Origin of the sequence: Bacillus sp. AFS031507 (assembly GCF_002584635.1) — a bacterium.
GTDB lineage: Bacteria > Bacillota > Bacilli > Bacillales > Cytobacillaceae > Neobacillus.
On sequence record NZ_NUOW01000036.1, the window covers coordinates 132,154 to 150,956 of the forward strand.

At 41.3% G+C, this 18,803-nt stretch carries 18 protein-coding genes; 3 read left to right on the forward strand and 15 right to left on the reverse strand.

The window, feature by feature from the left end:
* The gene (gene gatC, locus COE25_RS25825) at positions 1-300 is read right to left on the reverse strand and encodes an Asp-tRNA(Asn)/Glu-tRNA(Gln) amidotransferase subunit GatC (RefSeq protein ID WP_088085175.1); all 300 of its coding nucleotides are present in this window, start codon (positions 298-300) and stop codon (positions 1-3) included.
* A gap of 237 nt (positions 301-537) precedes the next feature.
* On the opposite strand from gatC, the gene COE25_RS25830 reads away from it, so the two are divergent.
* Positions 538-1,194, forward strand: a complete 657-nt coding sequence (locus COE25_RS25830) for a lysozyme family protein (protein WP_088085174.1) — start codon at positions 538-540, stop codon at positions 1,192-1,194.
* A gap of 26 nt (positions 1,195-1,220) precedes the next feature.
* On the opposite strand, the gene COE25_RS25835 is transcribed toward COE25_RS25830, so the two are convergent.
* The gene (locus COE25_RS25835; RefSeq protein ID WP_098934660.1) at positions 1,221-1,478 is read right to left on the reverse strand and encodes a zinc ribbon domain-containing protein; all 258 of its coding nucleotides are present in this window, start codon (positions 1,476-1,478) and stop codon (positions 1,221-1,223) included.
* A gap of 11 nt (positions 1,479-1,489) precedes the next feature.
* Positions 1,490-1,984 carry a VanZ family protein gene (locus tag COE25_RS25840; protein WP_098934661.1) on the reverse strand — a complete coding sequence of 165 codons (495 nt, stop codon included), beginning with the start codon at positions 1,982-1,984 and terminating at the stop codon, positions 1,490-1,492.
* An 89-nt stretch (positions 1,985-2,073) separates the two neighbouring features.
* Here COE25_RS25840 and COE25_RS25845 point away from each other — a divergent pair, with 89 nt between their 5' ends.
* Positions 2,074-2,526 carry an OsmC family protein gene (locus COE25_RS25845; protein WP_088085171.1) on the forward strand — a complete coding sequence of 151 codons (453 nt, stop codon included), beginning with the start codon at positions 2,074-2,076 and terminating at the stop codon, positions 2,524-2,526.
* Between the two features lie 190 nt (positions 2,527-2,716).
* Here the strand turns inward: COE25_RS25845 and COE25_RS25850 are convergent, their stop codons facing one another.
* The 9 genes from COE25_RS25850 to COE25_RS25890 form a co-directional block, all read right to left on the reverse strand.
* Entirely contained in the window at positions 2,717-3,151 is a 435-nt protein-coding gene (locus tag COE25_RS25850; protein WP_257208966.1) for a YueI family protein, read from the reverse strand.
* Between the two features lie 256 nt (positions 3,152-3,407).
* Positions 3,408-4,691 carry an isocitrate lyase gene (gene aceA, locus COE25_RS25855; RefSeq protein WP_098934663.1) on the reverse strand — a complete coding sequence of 428 codons (1,284 nt, stop codon included), beginning with the start codon at positions 4,689-4,691 and terminating at the stop codon, positions 3,408-3,410.
* Positions 4,692-4,739: 48 nt separating this feature from the next.
* Positions 4,740-6,332 carry a malate synthase A gene (gene aceB / locus COE25_RS25860; protein WP_098934664.1) on the reverse strand — a complete coding sequence of 531 codons (1,593 nt, stop codon included), beginning with the start codon at positions 6,330-6,332 and terminating at the stop codon, positions 4,740-4,742.
* Positions 6,333-6,519: 187 nt separating this feature from the next.
* Complete coding sequence (locus COE25_RS25865; protein WP_098934665.1) at positions 6,520-7,152, reverse strand: NAD(P)-binding protein; 633 nt, start codon at positions 7,150-7,152, stop codon at positions 6,520-6,522.
* A 3-nt stretch (positions 7,153-7,155) separates the two neighbouring features.
* Positions 7,156-8,604 carry a uroporphyrinogen-III C-methyltransferase gene (gene cobA, locus COE25_RS25870; RefSeq protein ID WP_098934666.1) on the reverse strand — a complete coding sequence of 483 codons (1,449 nt, stop codon included), beginning with the start codon at positions 8,602-8,604 and terminating at the stop codon, positions 7,156-7,158.
* A gap of 27 nt (positions 8,605-8,631) precedes the next feature.
* Positions 8,632-8,952: a nitrite reductase small subunit NirD gene (gene nirD, locus COE25_RS25875; RefSeq protein WP_098934667.1), complete on the reverse strand. Its 321-nt coding sequence runs from the start codon at positions 8,950-8,952 to the stop codon at positions 8,632-8,634.
* A gap of 6 nt (positions 8,953-8,958) precedes the next feature.
* Entirely contained in the window at positions 8,959-11,382 is a 2,424-nt protein-coding gene (nirB, locus tag COE25_RS25880) for a nitrite reductase large subunit NirB (protein ID WP_098934668.1), read from the reverse strand.
* 196 nt (positions 11,383-11,578) lie between these two features.
* Positions 11,579-12,565, reverse strand: coding sequence for a hypothetical protein (locus COE25_RS25885; RefSeq protein WP_098934669.1), 987 nt, complete (start codon positions 12,563-12,565; stop codon positions 11,579-11,581).
* Between the two features lie 23 nt (positions 12,566-12,588).
* Positions 12,589-12,816 carry a hypothetical protein gene (locus COE25_RS25890; protein ID WP_088085162.1) on the reverse strand — a complete coding sequence of 76 codons (228 nt, stop codon included), beginning with the start codon at positions 12,814-12,816 and terminating at the stop codon, positions 12,589-12,591.
* 245 nt (positions 12,817-13,061) lie between these two features.
* Between COE25_RS25890 and COE25_RS25895 the strand changes: the two genes are divergently transcribed.
* Entirely contained in the window at positions 13,062-13,790 is a 729-nt protein-coding gene (locus COE25_RS25895; protein ID WP_257208967.1) for a hypothetical protein, read from the forward strand.
* A gap of 45 nt (positions 13,791-13,835) precedes the next feature.
* Here the strand turns inward: COE25_RS25895 and pruA are convergent, their stop codons facing one another.
* The 3 genes from pruA to ligA all read right to left on the reverse strand — a co-directional run bounded on the left by pruA (position 13,836) and on the right by ligA (position 18,698).
* Complete coding sequence (gene pruA, locus COE25_RS25900; protein ID WP_098934670.1) at positions 13,836-15,383, reverse strand: L-glutamate gamma-semialdehyde dehydrogenase; 1,548 nt, start codon at positions 15,381-15,383, stop codon at positions 13,836-13,838.
* Between the two features lie 119 nt (positions 15,384-15,502).
* Positions 15,503-16,675 carry a CamS family sex pheromone protein gene (locus COE25_RS25905; protein ID WP_088085155.1) on the reverse strand — a complete coding sequence of 391 codons (1,173 nt, stop codon included), beginning with the start codon at positions 16,673-16,675 and terminating at the stop codon, positions 15,503-15,505.
* Positions 16,676-16,688: 13 nt separating this feature from the next.
* Entirely contained in the window at positions 16,689-18,698 is a 2,010-nt protein-coding gene (gene ligA, locus COE25_RS25910; protein ID WP_098934671.1) for an NAD-dependent DNA ligase LigA, read from the reverse strand.
* Positions 18,699-18,803 lie beyond the last annotated feature (105 nt).

The window sequence follows — 18,803 nt, forward strand, 5'->3', positions numbered from 1 at the left end:
TTAATCCTCCTTCCCCATAATCGATGGTACTTTAATCTGTCCATCCTGATGTTCAGGCGCATTTTTTAGTACCTCTTCAAGCGCTAATCCTTGTTTGGATTTATCTTCACGTAAAACATTTTTCATATCCAGCACATGGTATGTAGGTTCCACATTTTCCGTGTCCAATTCATTTAACTGCTCAGCAAAGGTAATAATCGCATCCAGCTGCTTTGTAAACTTTTCTGTTTCTTCTTCGGTTATAGCCAAGCGTGCCAGGTTGGCTACATGCTTAACCTGCTCATTTGAAATACGTGACATATCATAACCCCCAATCCCATTTGTCTTATCATATCAATACTAATGATGATACCAAACTTTTCCGCATTACCGCAATGATTCAACTATCAGTATTGGCAAGCAAATCAATTTTTGTTCAAACTTTTAAAAATTTAATTCTATTTTTCTCTTAATAATGCAAATATTTTTTCTAATAAGTTCATCACAGACATTCTTGGCATCTTCCCTTATAATGGTCAGGGATGGGAGGGCTTCTGAATGAAAAAACGAAGACGGAAGAAATTCAAACTCTTTTTGATGCTGTTTATGCTTTTTTGTGGATTGGCCATGTTCCAAAATTATTTTCAACAACCAGGTTCCCTTCAACTTGAAAAATCTGATCCATTTGCTGATGTAAAAAAATATAGTCCCTTAATACACGATGAATTAGCGAAATATAATCTCGAAACTCATACGACAGTACTAGTAGCCTTAATGCAGCAAGAAAGCCGCGGCAAAGGCGGGGATCCTATGCAGTCGTCGGAATCGGCTGGTTTGGCAAGAAATACAATTACAGATCCCCAAAAAAGCATTCAGGTTGGGGTTAAACATTTTCAGCGAGTACTCACTTATGGGAATCAGAAAAAGGTAGATTTCCAGACCATTATCCAGTCTTACAACATGGGAATTGGCTACATTGACTATGTCGCACAGCACGGCGGTAAACATAGTGAGGCATTGGCGAAAGAATTCTCCCTCCAGCGGGTAAAAGAAAAGCCAGCTATATATACTTGTGGCGGCAATAAAGATAATTTCCGCTACCCTTATTGCTATGGTGATTTTACCTATAGCACAAAGGTAACCAAAAATATTCAATTGTTAGCAGATACAGTACCAGTTACTGGGACTGAAAAAACCACCAGTGGATCTTTTTAAAGATTCATCGGTGGTTTTTGTTTATCCTAATCTATTCTATTAACCTTCTTATTAAACCAATGGATATACCCACAACGGTGACAGGTTAATGTGATTGCAGAGCGGTTGGCAAAGTCAAAATTTAAAAAAGTGGCCAATGCTGTATTTAACTGGGCATGACTAGACTCAAACCGATCATGTTGGCAATGAACACAGGTAACTTGAATTCCATTTGCCTGATATTGCCCCGCCCCCATTGATTTCTTAATGTTTTTTGCAAAGAGTGTAAAGAATCCTTTTGCCATCCGACTGCCTCCTAAAATTGCGTTGTTTTTATGTTTTTCTTTTTCAAATGGGCGATCAGAAAAACGAGCTTAATTGGCAGGTAACCAAGAATTCCACCAGCCGTATTTAAAATTAAGTCGTCCACATCAAAGCTGCCAAATTCAAATACGAGCTGCAACAGTTCGAACGTTAGACTTAAGCAAAAGGTAGCAAAGGTGACAGCGCTGATTTTTTGAAACTTTTTTGCCAGCAATGGTAAGATAAATCCGAACGGCATAAAACCGATGACATTCCCTGCTAAGTTCTCAATCCGAATACTTAGATTGATATCTGCTAAAAACAAATAAAATTTAATGGTTTTAAAGGGGACGAAATTATTCGACCGCCAGTGGTATTCATCATAGGTAAAGTTAAAATGATTAATAATCTCAGATAACGGGATATATTTAAACAAAATTAATTTCGAAAGAATCGCTAAATATAAACAAAGAATTAGGAAAAGGGTAATTTTAAAAATAATTTTCATAATCACTGCTCCATTTTTTACGTATCAAATTAACCATACCATATTTTCCAAATAACGTGGGAGCAAAACTAAAATTGGAGGAATTTAGAATGGCCGAACATATTTTTCACTTAAAGGCGAACTGGCCGGGATTACGGAATGATGTCGGAGAGATTGAAGCCGGGAATCTAAAAACAAAGATTTCCATCCCACCAGGAATGGATGGACCGGGTGTCGGCACTAATCCAGATGAGATGCTGCTAGGGGCTGCCGCGACCTGCTATATTATCACACTTGCAGCGATGATGGAACGTAGTCATTTGCTGAAGGAGACTCTAATGATGGAGTCTGAAGGAATTGTGGATGTCACCAATGGGGTTTTTACATATAAAAAAATTATCCACCGACCACATGTAGTCTTGAAACCAGGTGCATCCGAAAAAGAAGTGGCGATGGCTAAGAGACTCGCCAAAAAAGCGGAGACTTCTTGCATGATCAGTCGAGCCATTCAGGGAAATGTTGAAATGGAGCTTCAGGCAACGGTGGAAGTGGCAGCTGGATGAAAACAGAGGAGTGTATAGTGTCATAAAGACAGTTGGAGGTTGTGCATGAGGTATTTTGTCCTTATGAACTCCTCATAAGGACAGTTGGGGCTCTGGCTTGATGCTTTTTGTCCTTATGAACCTCTCATAAGGACAGATTGACCGTTGGCTTGATGATTTCCGGTGTTAAAGTCTCTGAAATCACATCTGCTTATTTTTTAAAGATTTTTGAAAAAAAGCCCTTGCTCTTTTTAACTTCCTGCAGCTGGGCAGGTACCTTCTTGGTTATATAGATATCTTCCTTATCAATTGCATGATCCATAGCTAACACCAAGCCGATTTCCGTGTCGTGCTCTTTATTGGTCACAATAGTATGTTCAATCTTATATTTTGTGGCCAGCTTTACATATTTGGAAAGGGCCTCGTAATTCATGTTTCCATTTAAGAAAAGATGGGACTGGGGCTTTTCCTTCATATGCTGCTCCACTTGGGGATATACTTCTTTTTCTCCCACTTGGCTTTTCTTAAGGGCAATAACAATCCGCTCTCTCAAAGTTCCTAAGAATTTTCGCCGCTCATCTGGTTTTGTTTCAAGTGGTCCATAGATACCTTGCTGTAAGATTTCATCAACGGTTGTCTTTTTCAACTCAATCAACTCCATATAAAGGCTATTATTATCTATGATGATACATTAAAAAACGTTCCGTTCCAAAAAGTGGGTTCAATAGCTTGTAAATTTAACTATAAGCAAGTTGGATCTCCTCATACGCAAGTTGGACCATCCCATACGCAAGTTGGATCATCTCATCCGCAAGTTGGTTCCCAATTCCTCTATTTAAATATAAACTAATCAAAAAATCCCTCCCTCCAATAGGAGAGAAGGATTCGCGGTCTGCTGAGACCTAGTTTTTTCCTGTAAATTGTTCTGCCTCAGTCGAACCTTTTAATGCGGTTGTTGATGATGTTCCACCGGTAATGACCATAGATACTTGGTCAAAGTAACCTGTACCAACCTCACGCTGGTGACGTGTGGCCGTGTAGCCGTATTGCTCGCTATCGAATTCCGCTTGCTGCAATTCGGAGTAAGCTGCCATGCCGCGCTCTTTATAGCCGCGAGCAAGTTCGAACATGCCATGGTTTAGAGCGTGGAAGCCAGCAAGAGTAACGAATTGGAACTTGTAGCCCATTTTTCCAAGTTCGACTTGGAATTTCGCAATCGTTTCTTGATCCAATTTCTTTTTCCAGTTGAAAGATGGCGAGCAGTTGTATGCGAGCAGCTTGCCTGGGAATTGCTCATGGATCGCTTCTGCAAATTGTCTTGCTTCCTCGATATTCGGCTCAGAAGTTTCGCACCAAATAAGATCCGCATATGGTGCATATGCTAGACCACGAGCGATCGCCTGGTCAATCCCCGCCTTAACACGGTAGAATCCTTCTCCCGTACGTTCACCAGTAATAAATGGTGCATCATTCATATCAATATCACTCGTAATTAGATCAGCTGCGTTAGCATCTGTCCGGGCAACTAAGATTGTTGGAACCCCCATAACGTCAGCAGCTAAACGAGCGGCAATCAAGTTACGAACCGCCGTTTGGGTTGGCAGCAATACTTTACCACCTAAATGGCCACACTTTTTCTCGGAAGAAAGCTGATCTTCAAAGTGGACACCTGAAGCACCAGCTTCAATCATGCCTTTCATTAGTTCGAAACAGTTTAATTGGCCGCCAAAACCTGCTTCGGCATCGGCGACAATTGGAGCAAACCAATCAATCGAGTTGTCTCCTTCTGAATGGGTAATCTGGTCTGCACGTTGAAGCGCTTGATTAATCCTTTTGACAACACTTGGTACACTATTTGCTGGGTATAAGCTTTGGTCAGGGTACATGTGTCCGGACAGGTTTGCATCGGCTGCTACCTGCCAACCGCTTAGGTAGATAGCTTTTAGTCCTGCTTTAACTTGCTGGACTGCCTGATTTCCTGTTAATGCTCCAAGGGCATTTATATAGTCTTCTTCATTTAATAGCTTCCAAAGCTTTTCAGACCCTTTTTGAGCCAACGTATGCTCAATATCAATCGATCCGCGTAACTTAATAACATCCTCGGCAGTGTATGGTCTTGTAATCCCTTTCCAACGGCTATCCATTTCCCAGCTTTCTTGTAATTGTGCAACTCTTGAATTTGTCATTTTATATTCCTCCTATTAATCTATTAAGTATTTTTTTAATTTAATAAACTAGATCAACTCATACCCTGGTATAGTCAAAAATTCAGCAAAATCATCATTTAAAATCAATCGGTCAAACAATTCAACAGCTTCATCAAATCGGCCGTTTTCAAATGTCTGTATTCCAATTTCCTGTTTGACTTTTTCCAATTCCTCCACCTTATATTGCTGATACATTTCCACAGTGACTTTCCGTCCGTCGTTCAGAATCCCTTTAGGGTGGCGAATCCACTGCCACAGCTGGGCGCGTGAAATTTCTGCAGTTGCAGCATCCTCCATCAAGTTGTGAATAGGTGCTGCTCCATTGCCTCTTAGCCAGGAAGCCACATATTGAATCCCAACATTTATGTTCAAACGAACGCCCTCTTCTGTAATCGTTCCACCTGGTGACTCAAGCAAATCTTGGGCAGTCACACTGATTTTCTGTTGCTTAAGTGTATGAATTTGGTTGGCAATCGGCATTTCACGGTTGAAAACTTCTAGGGCTACCGGAACAAGACCTGGGTGTGCCACCCATGTTCCATCATGACCATCACGGGCTTCACGCTCTTTATCAGCGCGGACTTTTGCAAAAGCCTCCTCATTAGCAGCCGGATTATTTCGAATGGGAATTTGGGCTGCCATCCCTCCGATTGCCGGTGCCTTGCGGCGGTGACAGGTTTGAATCGTTAGTAACGAATACGAACGCATGAATGGTACTGTCATCGTTACCTGAGATCGATCCGGTAAAATGACATCCTTTTGATTACGCAGCTTTTTCAAGTAACTGAAGATATAATCCCATCTTCCACAATTCAATCCTGCAGAGTGTTCCTTTAGCTCAAATAAAATCTCATTCATTTCAAATGCGCCCATGATGGTTTCTAGTAAGACAGTCGCTTTAATGGTTCCATTCGGTATCCCAAGCTTCTCTTGCGCAAATACAAATACATCATTCCAAAGCCTTGCCTCCAGGTGACTTTCCAGCTTTGGCAGATAAAAATATGGACCTGTTCCCCTCTCAAGTAACTGGTTCACATTATGGAAAAAGTACATCCCAAAATCGAAGAAACTTCCTGAAATAGACTTGCCATCTAGTAAAATATGTTTTTCTTCTAAATGCAGGCCGCGTGGTCTAACAAACAGAACAGCTGTTTTTTCATGTAGTTCATATTTTTTACCGTTAGGATTTTCAAAGGAAATCGTCCGATTTACTGCATCTCTTAAGTTGATTTGTCCTTCGATGATGTTTTCCCATGTCGGTGAAGTGGCGTCTTCACAATCAGCCATAAAAACCTTTGCACCAGAGTTTAAAGCGTTGATAACCATTTTTCTATCGGTCGGGCCTGTAATTTCTACCCTGCGATCTTGCAGGTCATCCGGCAGCGGAGCAATGGTCCAGTCACCATTCCGAATATGTTTTGTCTCAGGAAGAAATTCTGGCAATTTCCCATCATTAATTTCGGCTTGCCGTTTTTGTCTGTACTGTAACAGTTCAATTCTTCTTTCGCCAAATTTTCGTTCTAGCGCTTCAATAAAATTTAATGCCTCTGGTGTTAAAATCTCATCGTACTGGGCTCTCATTGCCCCAACCACTTCAATACCTGATGTTTGCGTCGACATGAACTACATCACCCCCTTGTTATAATACAGCGACTATCTACGTTTTGTATTATATAACACTGATTTTAAAAATGGAACTACTTTTCTGAAAATTTATAAAAATAGGTAAAAACTCCTAGTCCACTGATTTTTCAAAAGGAAAAATCCATAAAAAAAAGGACGTCATCGACATCCTGTATTACAGTCATTATTCGCGCGTTTCGTTAAGAAGCGTTTCATATAATCTAATAAAATCATCTTCTCGATTATCACTAGTTAAGAACTCCGAACTTACAATGGTTTTTAATAGTTTCCTCTTCAAAGAAGCATTTTCCACTTCCTTCAGAATCCATTTTCGTTTTGAAAATAGAAACTCAAGATAGCCCTCGTAGGAATCATCAAACTGGTCCTCGAGCTGCTCCCGAATTTTCCTGGCGAGAGATGGACTCGCACCTCCTGTTGAAACGGCAATGCTCAACAGTCCACGTTGAAAATGGGCTGGGACATGGAAATTGGATTCACCTGGATCGTCTGCAATCGTTACAAGCTGATGGGGTGCCGTTGAATTTCTGATCAACTGATTTATTTCTCGGATATTCGTCGCAGCAAAAATCATGAATGCATCCTTTAAGTCGCTCGAAAAAAAAGACTTTTGCTTCCACACAATTTTCCCCTCACGATGAAGCTTTTGGATTTCATCCGTTACCTCCGGGCTGACGATTACGATTTCTGCACCCGTACCAAGCAGTCCCGTTACTTTTCGCTCGGCAACTTTCCCGCCCCCAACAATGACGACTGTTTTTCCTTCTAACCTTAGGATTACAGGATAGCCTGAATTCATCTTCTACACTTCCTCGACAGGACGGGCAGCTAAATATTCAACCAAGGCTTCTTTCGTTGCGCTGGCAGGCATTCCATGCGACATAAAGCCGGCTTTTCCAACGGCAGCTGCTGTTTGTTTTCCCATGCTGACCACATGCAACCCTTGCAACAGTTCAACCGCATTCAAGTCACATTCACGTAACGCTTGTACAAACGGTTCAACGGACGCACTGCTTGGGAATACCATGGTATTCACGTCAGCCTCATCTAACATTCTTTTAAAAAGAGGCAGAAACTGATGATCTATTTCTTTTCTACTAGTCACTATGATGTCTGCCTGATCATACTCTTTTTTCAAGATGCTATCGTCCCCAACAATGAGCAAGGCTCCGGTCTCGTGCATTTCATCAACCTGTACAGCAATAAATCCACGATTATTTAATGCTTTGATTGATTTCATCGAAGCGCCAAAGAAATCGGCACGGATTTTTCGAATATCCATTCCACTTTCCATCAAGGCTGTGAAAAATCCATCTACACTTTCAGGTGAGGTAAAAAATATTTTTTCATAGGAAGTTACTTTTGTCAGATCAACAGGCAGTGCAGTCTTTTTCCACTTTGGAAATTCAATCACATCGGCACCTTGATCCATTAATTCCTTTGCTAATTCACTTTGACCCTCACTCGTACGGGCAAGCAGTATTTGCCGTCCGTAAAGCGGCATTTTCTCGAACCAGCTGATTTTTTCACGCAGAGAAATGACACCCCCTACTAAAATAATCGATGGGTTGCTAAACTTTGCCTCCAAGACCTTCTCGGAAATATCAGCAAGTGTCCCTTGCAATGTTTTTTGGCGGCCAAATGTACCCCATTGAATCAAAATAACCGGGGTCGACGCTGGTTTACCGTAGTTAAGGAGATTTTCGCAAATAAACGGTAAATTGCCGACTCCCATGTAAAAGGCAATGGTATCAACACCACGAGCCAGTCCTTCCCAATCAAGTACTGGTTTGCCCTCTTGCGATTTGTCATGGGCAGTAACGACTGCAAATGACTCTGCATACTCACGGTGGGTAACAGGAATTCCTGCATAAAGGGGGGCTGCAATCCCCGATGTAATGCCAGGAACGATTTCAAATGGAATTTGATATTCGGCCAGGGATGCCGCTTCTTCGCCAACTCTGCCAAACACGCCTGGGTCTCCGCCTTTTAAACGAACAACCCGCTTGCCTTCAAGAGCCTTCTCAACCAAAAGCTCGTTGATATTCCCTTGGCGTAATATATGGCGGTTCGGTAGTTTTCCGCAATAAATCAGTTCACAATCCGCTGGAGCAAACTCTAACAGTTTGGGATTGGCAAGCCTGTCATATAAAATCACTTCGGCTTGCTTTATAGCCTCCAGTCCTTTTACGGTGATTAAACGAACGTCCCCGGGTCCTGCTCCTACTAAAAATACTTTCCCATTTTTCATTCTGCAGCCATCCTTCCCATTTCGCTCTTATCTGACAATAAAAACGATATCTTCCTCTAATTCAACCTTAAATGTCCGTACTTGACCTACATCCGGTGACTGTACTTTACCATCTTTTAAGGATATTTTCCAATCATAGACGGGGCAATATACATACTCGCCACTGACAAGGCCTTCTGAAAGGACGCCTCCTTTTGGATGGGGACTGCTGTTTTCAATCGCATAAACCTCTCCATTTGTTAATTTAAATAGGGCAATTTCTGTATTATCGGTTTTAATCGTATACCCAGATCGAACTCTTAAATTAGAATAGTTTGCCACTGGAATTCTTGTTATTGTTTGAAGCATATTGAATCACTCCCCAGCCTTAATAGTGTGTTTTGCATAATATTTATCTTGAACTTCTTCACTTTGAATCGCTTCATTCCAAGGTTCGATATATTTATTTAATGTTTTATCCATGCGCTCGTTTAAGCCTTTCCGTGTGGCCTCATTGGAAAGTACTTCTCTCACATGATCCAAGCCGACACGTTCTACCCATTTTGAAGTACGCTCTAGGTAATTGGCTGTTTCGCGATAATATTGAAGATAAGCACCCGTGATTTCCATTACTTCCGCTTGTGTTTTCACTGTACATAGGAGGTCCCCCGCACGGAGGTCGACACCGCCATTACCAGCGACATAAATCTCCCAGCCGCCATCAATTCCGACAAAGCCAATGTCTTTGATTCCTGCTTCTGAACAGTTCCTTGGGCAGGCCGATACGCCCATTTTTACTTTATGAGGGGTATCGAGGCGTTCAAATTTCTTTTCAAGTTCAATGCCAAGTGCCATCGAATCCTGTGTTCCATAGCGGCAGAACTGAGCGCCGACACAAGTTTTTACGGTACGAAGCGTTTTTCCATAAGCATAACCAGAAGGCATATCGAGCTCTTCCCACATACTTGGCAGGTCTTCTTTTTTCACTCCGAATAAACCAATCCGCTGTCCGCCTGTTAATTTTACGAGCGGTACCTCATACTTTTCAGCGACCTCGGCGATTTTTTTCAAATCAGCGGCTGTCGTTACCCCGCCATACATTCTTGGTACAACCGAGTAGGTTCCGTCCTTTTGAATATTGGCATGCATTTTTTCATTGACGAGTCTGGAATCACGATCATCTTTGTATTCATCCAAATGAATCATACCTAGATAGTAGTTGATGGCCGGACGGCATTTGGTACAGCCTTCCTCATTATTCCACTCAAGGACATTCATAACTTCTTTTACACTTGTTAAGCCTTTTTCTTTAATTTCGGCCACAACTTCATCACGGCTTAGAGTTGTACAACCGCACAGGCTTGTCTTTTGTGCTGCCGCTTCATCAAATTGGTCACCTAGTGTATAGGCAAGAATATTGCTTACCATCGGTTTACAGCGTCCGCAAGAACGGCCCGCGTTCGTACAATGGCTCACTTGGTCCAGTGTGGTTAACCCTTGAGTTTTGATTGCTTCAACGATGGCGCCTTTAGTGACTCCGTTACAACCGCAAATTAATTCATCATTCGGCATCGATGCTACATCATCATTGCTGCCTTCTGCACTGCATTCAGATTGCAGCACCGATATGCTAGTCATTCCGCTGATATCCTCTTTTTTCGTCAGCATTCGGTATAGCTTGGTGCTATCCTTGGTGTCTCCATATAGCACGACACCAACAATCGTGTTATTTCTCGTTAAGATCTTTTTATAGGCACCATCATATTCATTGTAGACCATGATCGATTTTGTTGAACCATCTTCAAAAATTTCTCCAGCAGAGAAAAGGTCCACACCGGCTACCTTTAATTGTGTTCCTGTTACAGAGCCTTCATATGGTTCGCTTAAATTTCCACAAATACGGTTGGCCAGTACTTTTCCTTGTTCATATAATGGGGCCACCAAGCCATAGACAATCTCTCGATGTTCCGCACATTCCCCCACTGCGTAAACATGAGGAACACTTGTTTCCATGAAGTCATTGACCACTATCCCGCGATTGACATAGATTCCGCTGTTTCCTGCCACTTCGGTGTTAGACTTAATCCCGATTGCCATAACCACCAGGTCCGCTTCCACCTCTGAACCATCTTTAAAGCGAAGACCTGTTACTCGTTCGTTGCCAAGAATTTCAACGGTTTCTTGTTCCATTAAGAAGTTCATGCCCTGTCTTTCTAGTTCTGCCTTCAGTAAGGATGAAGCAACCGAATCCAGCTGTCGCTCCATTAGATGCGGCATTAAGTGAACAACATCAACCTTCATTCCCAGGTTTAACAGTCCTCTTGCTGCCTCAAGACCTAGAAGTCCTCCGCCGATGACCATGGCTTTCTTAAATTGCTGTGCTGACTTGATCATCATTTCACAATCATTGATATCACGAAATCCAGTCACACCGATTTTGTCTGCACCTGGAATTGGGAGGATGAAAGAATTCGAGCCAGTGGCAATAATTAATTCATCATATTCGACTTCCCTGCCTAAATTACTAACCACACGTTTTCCGTCCACATCAATGTTTACAATCGCTTCACCTGTAAACAATTGAATATTATTTTCCTTATACCAATCGAGCGGGTTGATGATGATATCTTCAAAGTTTGTATCCCCTTGAAGTATATTTGATAGTTTAATCCGATTATAGTTTGGGTACGGTTCTTGTCCAAAAATAGTAATTTCAAATGGTTCAGTGGATACTTTGAGAATTTCCTCTATCGTTCTGATGCCTGCCATACCATTTCCGATCATTACTAGTTTTTTCATTTATCAATCACTCCTCATATGTTAAATAAATATTTTTAAGGTTAGTAAGGTTTTCTTAATAGTTAAATTGTAAATGCTAGTGTCGATAAAATTTGTGAAGTACGTCACTTTTTAATCAATATATGTGAATGATTTCACATTATTGTCAAACATAGTATAAAAAGAAAAAATAGCACACGATTGTATGCTATTTTCACTACACTACCTTTTTTTCAGTTTTCCTTATTTGAAAGAGTTTTACCATTGAATGAATCATCGGAACAAGCACACCAATTACTAAAACAGGGGCAAGCTCCCATAATACTAAGGGTGGAGTGATGAGAATACCTGTTTTATGGATTGCAAACAAGGCAAGAAAATAAGCTAGGCTGCCAGCCAGTCCAGCTAACCGAGGGGTTTTTCTAAACAATAAATAGCATAAAGGAATGAATAAAAGCGTTATCGGTACATAAGAGGTTGGATAACCAACTGCAGCAAAAATAGCTTTGCCTACAAACCTTAACAGGATATAAAGTGCCGTCGCCATCACAGATATGGTATAATTGCGGCAATATCGGATGATTAGAATTGTTAGGAGAGTGACCATTAGAATTGTATAGATGGGATAGACCCATTCCGGAATGCCGCCAAAAATCTGTGAGGCAGGATCTGAGATAAGTTCAAGGATTTCCTTTGAGGCAATCGATTTTCCATGAATGTATTGATCATATGAAATGGCCCCGTTTTCCTGTTGCATATTCGGAAACATCAAGCATTCAAGGAGATACATGGCAAACCAGGTATGAAGTGACCACCATGACGGTTGAATATCTCTCGTATATAGAAAGTAACCACGCCAGACCCCAAAAATCATAATTGCTGTACCAATATAATAAATAAAATGGGTTGGACTCCATGTGGTTAAATCAATTCCATACGCAATATGATAAGTGAAATCTAGTGGGATCCCAATTAGGAATATGACGTAGCCTATTGTAATCAGGTTTCTAGAAAATCGGTCCATATAATTTAAACGTCGCCACTCTTGAATTAACAAACATGCGCCTAAAGCAAAACCGATGGTATTAACAATATGGGGAATGGAGTATTCCTCAAATAAATATTTAAAATGATAAGAAGCATCCCATGCAGAACCAATAAATTTTAATAGAAAGGCAAGTACCCATAAACGATAATATTTCAACGATATCAGCTCCTCTCTAGCGCTTATCCAAGTAAATCAAATATATCCCCAAAGATGGCAATAAGAATATAATTCACAGCTAACGCAATCGCAAACGTGATTCCCGCGCCCCGAACATTTTTCTGTCGAAATAATTTATACATAAACGTAATTCCTGCTGTGACAACAAAAATATTACAGATTAAAAATGTCAAAAGTAAATTTTCACTATGTTGGACTGATGTGACGTGAAATAGATATAATGGAATCAATTTTACAATCCCCCACACTTTTAGTTCCTTACTGCCTTTTCTCTATATTATCATTATTTTTACTATAGGTAACTTTATAAATTACATAAAATTCTTGCATTGGTTGAATTAGGTAATGTATTTTTTAAAAAAGTAAGTATCATTGAATGGAGGAATTCCCACTGAAAAAATCTATCCTATTTATGATCCTTTTTTATACCTTGTTTTTATCGGCTTGTAATCCGGTTAGGGTCCAAAAGTCGAGTATGGACCCTAATATGAGTGCCACTCCAACTGGTGTCATCCCTACAAAGTCTGATTGGAAGATCCAGGATCATCCGAATGCAAATGAGAAAATACCCATTTCACTGCTAATAATGGATCAGTCCAATAAACCGATTCAATCATTCGATACTGTTCATGAGAAAAAAATGCATTTATTTATTGTTAGTAAGGATTTAGCTTATTTTTCTCACATCCATCCAGAATATAAGGGAAATGGCGAATTTGATTTTACCACTAGTTTCCCCGCCGGCGGAGATTATAAGCTCATCTCTGAATTTACTCCGAAGGGTGGAGGGGACCCTAGTGTAGAAAATCATTGGGTCCAGATTGAAGGGGATGCCGCAGAAGGAAAACCTCTCGTCCCTGATCAGAAGCTAACCAAAGTCGTTGATGGCAAACAAGTGAAGCTCTCTTTTGACCAAATGATGGCTGGAATGACGGTCCATATGAATTTCACCATTAGTGATGCAAAAAACCATCAACCCATTAAAAATCTGCAGCCTTATTTAGGGGCAATGGGGCATGCGGTCGCCATGAGTAGTGATGCGGAAAAGTATTTACACATCCATCCGATGACAACAGAAGGAAATGGTCCAACGATAACCTTTATGACTATTTTTCCTAAAAAAGGCATTTATAAGATATGGGGCCAATTTCAGCACGATGGCAAAGTATTTACGGTTCCATTTGTGATAAACATATCAAAATAAAAGTGAACCCCCTCCTCGGCTTGAGAAGGGGGTTCACTTTTATAATTAATACATTTCTGAAGTTGTTTTTGCCTGCATATGAAGCAGCAAGTAATCAGGACCGCCTGCTTTGGAGTCAGTTCCGGACATATTGAAGCCGCCAAATGGCTGATAACCAACGATGGCTCCAGTACAAGATCGGTTAAAATACAGGTTTCCAACATGGAAGTCTTCACGAGCTTGTTCCATGTGGGCACGATTTGTAGTAATAACTGCACCAGTTAAGCCGTACTCCGTGTTGTTAGCAATTTCAAGCGCTTCATCGAAGTTCTTTGCCTTTGTGAAACCAACAACAGGTCCGAAAATTTCTTCTTGCATAATACGTGCTTTAGGAGCAAGATCCGCAATAACCGTTGGTTTAATGAAATAACCTTTGGAATTATCCCCTTCGCCGCCAGCCATTAACTTACCTTCTTGCTTGCCGATTTCAATGTATTCCATGATTTTTTTGAAAGCGTTATTGTCGTTAACAGGGCCCATGAACGTAGCTTGTTCAGTTGGATCTCCAACCGTTAACTCATTCGTTAACTCAACGACGCGATTCAAAACTTGATCATAAACACTTTCTACGATTATCGCACGTGAACATGCAGAACATTTTTGACCTGAGAAGCCAAATGCGCCTGCAACAATTGATTGAGCAGCAAGCTCTAGATCTGATTCACTATCAACCACGATGGTATCTTTACCGCCCATTTCAGCAATCAAACGTTTCATCCATACTTGTCCTGGGTTCACTTTCGAAGAACGCTCGAAAATTCGAAGTCCAACATCACGGGAACCAGTAAAGCTGATAAAGCGAGTATCTTTATGGTCCACTAAATAGTCGCCCACTTCAGCACCGCTTCCTGGTACGAAATTAAGAACACCTTTAGGCAGACCTGCTTCTTCCATGACTTCAACAAACTTCGCTGCAATCACAGGAGTAGTTGAAGCGGGTTTTAATAGAACTGGGTTACCAGAAACGATAGCTGCTACTGTAGTTCCTGCCATGATCGCAAATGGGAAATTCCATGGCGAGATAATAACACCAACACCAAGTGGGATATAGGAATAACGATTAAATTCATTCGGACGGCTTTGAACGGGTACGCCATCTTTAAGTGCTAGCATTTGGCGTGCATAGTACTCAAGGAAATCAATTCCTTCAGCGGTATCTGCATCCGCTTCTCTCCATGGCTTACCAGCTTCTTTCGTCATAAGAGCAGAAAATTCGTGTTTGCGGCGGCGAATAATGGCTGCTGCTTTAAATAATACATCCGCGCGGACTTCAGGTTTAACTTTTTTCCAAGTTTTAAATGCTTCGACTGCTGCTTGCATTGCTTTTTCAGCTAGGTCTTGGCTAGCTTTTGAAACGCGGCCAATTACTTCTTCCTTATTGGAAGGATTATAAGAAACAATTTTATCTTCTGTTGCAATTCTTTCTCCATCAATAACTAAGTCGTAATCCTGACCTAAGTAACCTTCAACTGTTTTTAACGCCTTTAGATAGGCCTGACGGTTCTCTTCAATCGTAAAATCTGTAAATGGTTCGTGCTTGTAAGGTTGTACCATTTGTTAAAACCTCCTATGTATTAAAAACGTTTACACTCCACTGTTCATTCTAACATGTTTCATTTAAACGCCGCAAACAAAGATAATTCAAAAAAAGAGACCCGGCAATATGCCAAGTCTTATTGGTAAATATGGACAAAAGGTTCCTCTTCATTAGCCTTTCGGACGATCAGTGCTTCAGGACCATCCACAGATGTAACACTTACCGAGACAGACAAATACTTAGGAAAATGTTCCATGACAAGGCCGGTTACATACTGCGTAAAACCAATTCCTTCTGTTTTTCCATAAAATTGAATTGGAATATTAATATTTAAATCCTGCAATTGGTCTCCCATGTAAAAGGCTCTGCCAATCACACCATTATAGTTAGGAAAATACTCCTCCACATCCTGCTTAAAATTTAAAAACGCAGTGACATCATCACGATGTTCTTCCTGTGCATCTGCGGAAGGGAAAAGAAAGTACTTTTCATTTACATTTTCCCAGCCATTTAAAGTAGTGCTGCCATTGTCGACAGTGGAATAGGTAATAAAGTTACCAGGAACGACGGAAGATTTACTTGCTTGCTCAAACAAGGCAATCGAAATTGGAACGTCCTTTAAAGACTTTATGCTCCTCATACGCTTTACCACTTCTGCAGCTATTTTCTTCCCTTCACTGACCATTTCTGAATGCGGGACTTTTTCCTCAAGGGTATCGCCGTCTGATGTCTGTTTATAGTAGTAAACTGAATTTAAGGCAAGGCCAATCGTAACACCGCCGAGTGTTACATTCCCCTTTTCATTTTTTATTAAGTAGTCGTGTTCTAAAATATGAGCTAAATAGATTGGCGAACTCGGTTCACCCTTACTCCCAGTATTCACAGGATTTAGCCCAATATTATCAGCATCTTTTAGTGTTTTATCCTCTTTTTTCATTTCATTGAACTGCTCTTTTGTGTATTTACGTTTTAACCAAAGTCTTATTGTCTCTTCTTTGATTTCCCGTCCTTCACGAAACAAATATTTTTCTGTATCAAAAGAATTTTGGGCAATTCTCATTAAGCCCATTTCAAACTCGTTTAAGTCATATCTTGTATTGATATTATTGACAACCAATCCGCGTGCTTCCCCTGGTTCAAATGGCAAAATTGTCCGGTAATAGCTGTCCGAAATATTATACTTTGGAATAATTGCCTTCCCTTTCACTTTCTCCTTCGTTTGCACAACCTCATTTTGCTTCTCAAAGTTTGGTGCACAGGCACTCAGCAAAAAGACAAGGGAGAGAGCGAGCAATGAGAACTTTCTCACGTCGATACACCTCTTATTTATTTAATTCAACTAGGAGTTTCTCCTCGTCCCACACTTCAATTCCTAGTTCTTGTGCTTTGGTAAGTTTTGAACCCGCCTCTACACCAGCAATGACAAGGTGTGTTTTTTTGCTGACACTGCCAGCCACATTCCCGCCCAGCGCTTCGATTTTATCCTTTGCTTCATTCCTGGATAAACGTTCCAGCTTTCCTGTAAGAACAACGGTCTTTCCTGCAAAGATGGAATCGGAATTTTCTGCAGAAACTGGTCTGGAACCCTTATATTCCATATTAACACCAGCAGCAATTAATTCGTTGATTAACTCCACAGCCTCTTCTTTTTCAAAAAAGGCGACGATAGAATCCGCCATTTTATCACCAATTTCATTAACCGCGATTAAATCTTCCTTCGTGGCCGCTGCGAGTTTGTCCATCGTACCAAATTGTTGGGCTAACGTTTTTGCGGCTTTGGCACCAACATGACGGATCCCTAGTCCAAATAAAAGCTTTTCAAGTGAATTATCTTTCGATATCTCAATGGCTTTAATAAGATTAGTAGCTGATTTCTCACCCATTCTTTCAAGGGCTAGAAGCTGTTCACGAGTAAGCTTATAAATATCGGCAACATCTGCAATTAATTTTTCAGCAAAAAGCTGGCTGATGACCTTTTCCCCAAGACCCTCGATGTTCATCGCGACCCTTGAAACAAAATGAATTAAGCCTTCCCGGAGCTGTGCAGGACATTTAGGGTTAATACAGCGTAAAGCCACTTCACCTTCAAAACGCACGAGCTCACTTTCACACTCGGGACAATGAGTCGGCATGTGGAATTCCACTTCTTCCCCTGTCCGTTGGTCAGCCAAAACATTGACCACCTCTGGAATAATATCCCCTGCCTTTTTGATAACGACTTTGTCACCAAGCTTGATATCCTTTTCCCGGATTAAATCCTCATTGTGCAAGGAGGCACGCTGTACAGTTGTTCCTGCTACTTTGACTGGCTCAAGAATGGCCGTAGGGGTAATCACACCTGTTCTACCAACACTTAACTCAATATCTAAAAGAGTTGTGACCACTTCTTCTGCAGGGAACTTGTAAGCAATGGCCCAGCGCGGACTTTTTGCTGTCGTTCCGAGTGCAGCCTGGTGGGCATAGGAATCTACTTTAATGACGATTCCATCAATCTCATAGGGAAGGTGCGGGCGCTTTTCGACCCAGCTATTGACATATTCGATCACTTCGTCAACCGATGCACACTTGTTCCGTTCATGATTTGTTTTAAAGCCGAGTCGATCCAAGTAATCAAGGCCTTCACTATGTGACTCTATCTCACTGCTTTCACTGATATTTCCAATTCCATATAAAAAGACATCCAGCCTTCTAGAAGCAGCAATTTTCGGATCAAGCTGTCTTAGCGATCCTGCTGCTGCATTTCTAGGGTTGGCAAATAGCTCCTCGCCGCGTTCTTCCCTTGTTTGATTCAAGGCCTCAAACGAGCGCTTGGGCATATAAGCTTCGCCGCGAACCTCCAAGGAAACATTTTCGCGGAGACGGAGCGGGACGGATTTGATGGTTTTTATATTAGCGGTAATATCTTCACCAATGGTCCCATCTCCACGGGTAGCGCCTTGTGCAAATAGACCATCCTCATATCGTAACGATACAGCCAGGCCGTCAATTTTCAACTCACATACATAAGAAATATCGTCCCCGACAGCTTGACGGATGCGGCGGTCAAAATCCCTTAAATCTTGCTCGTTAAAAGCATTGCCAAGACTAAGCATCGGTGTACGATGCTCTACCTTTTCAAACAGATCGAGCACGGTGCCGCCAACCCTCAGTGACGGCGAATCTGCTGTTTTTAATTGCGGAAATTTCTCCTCAAGTTCCAACAGTTCATGCATTAATTTGTCATATTCAGCATCTGGTACAGATGGTTTGTCTAAAACATAGTATTCATAGCCATAATGATTTAGCAGGCTGCTTATTTCAGTAATTCTCTTTTCTGCACTTTGAAGGTCCATATATTCAGTCCTTTCCTTAAGGCTTTCTTAAACTTGTCTGTTGATTTCCGCTCCATGCGCGCAGCGCCGCGCGGGCGGTCCGGGGAGCCTCCTCGGCGCTAAGCG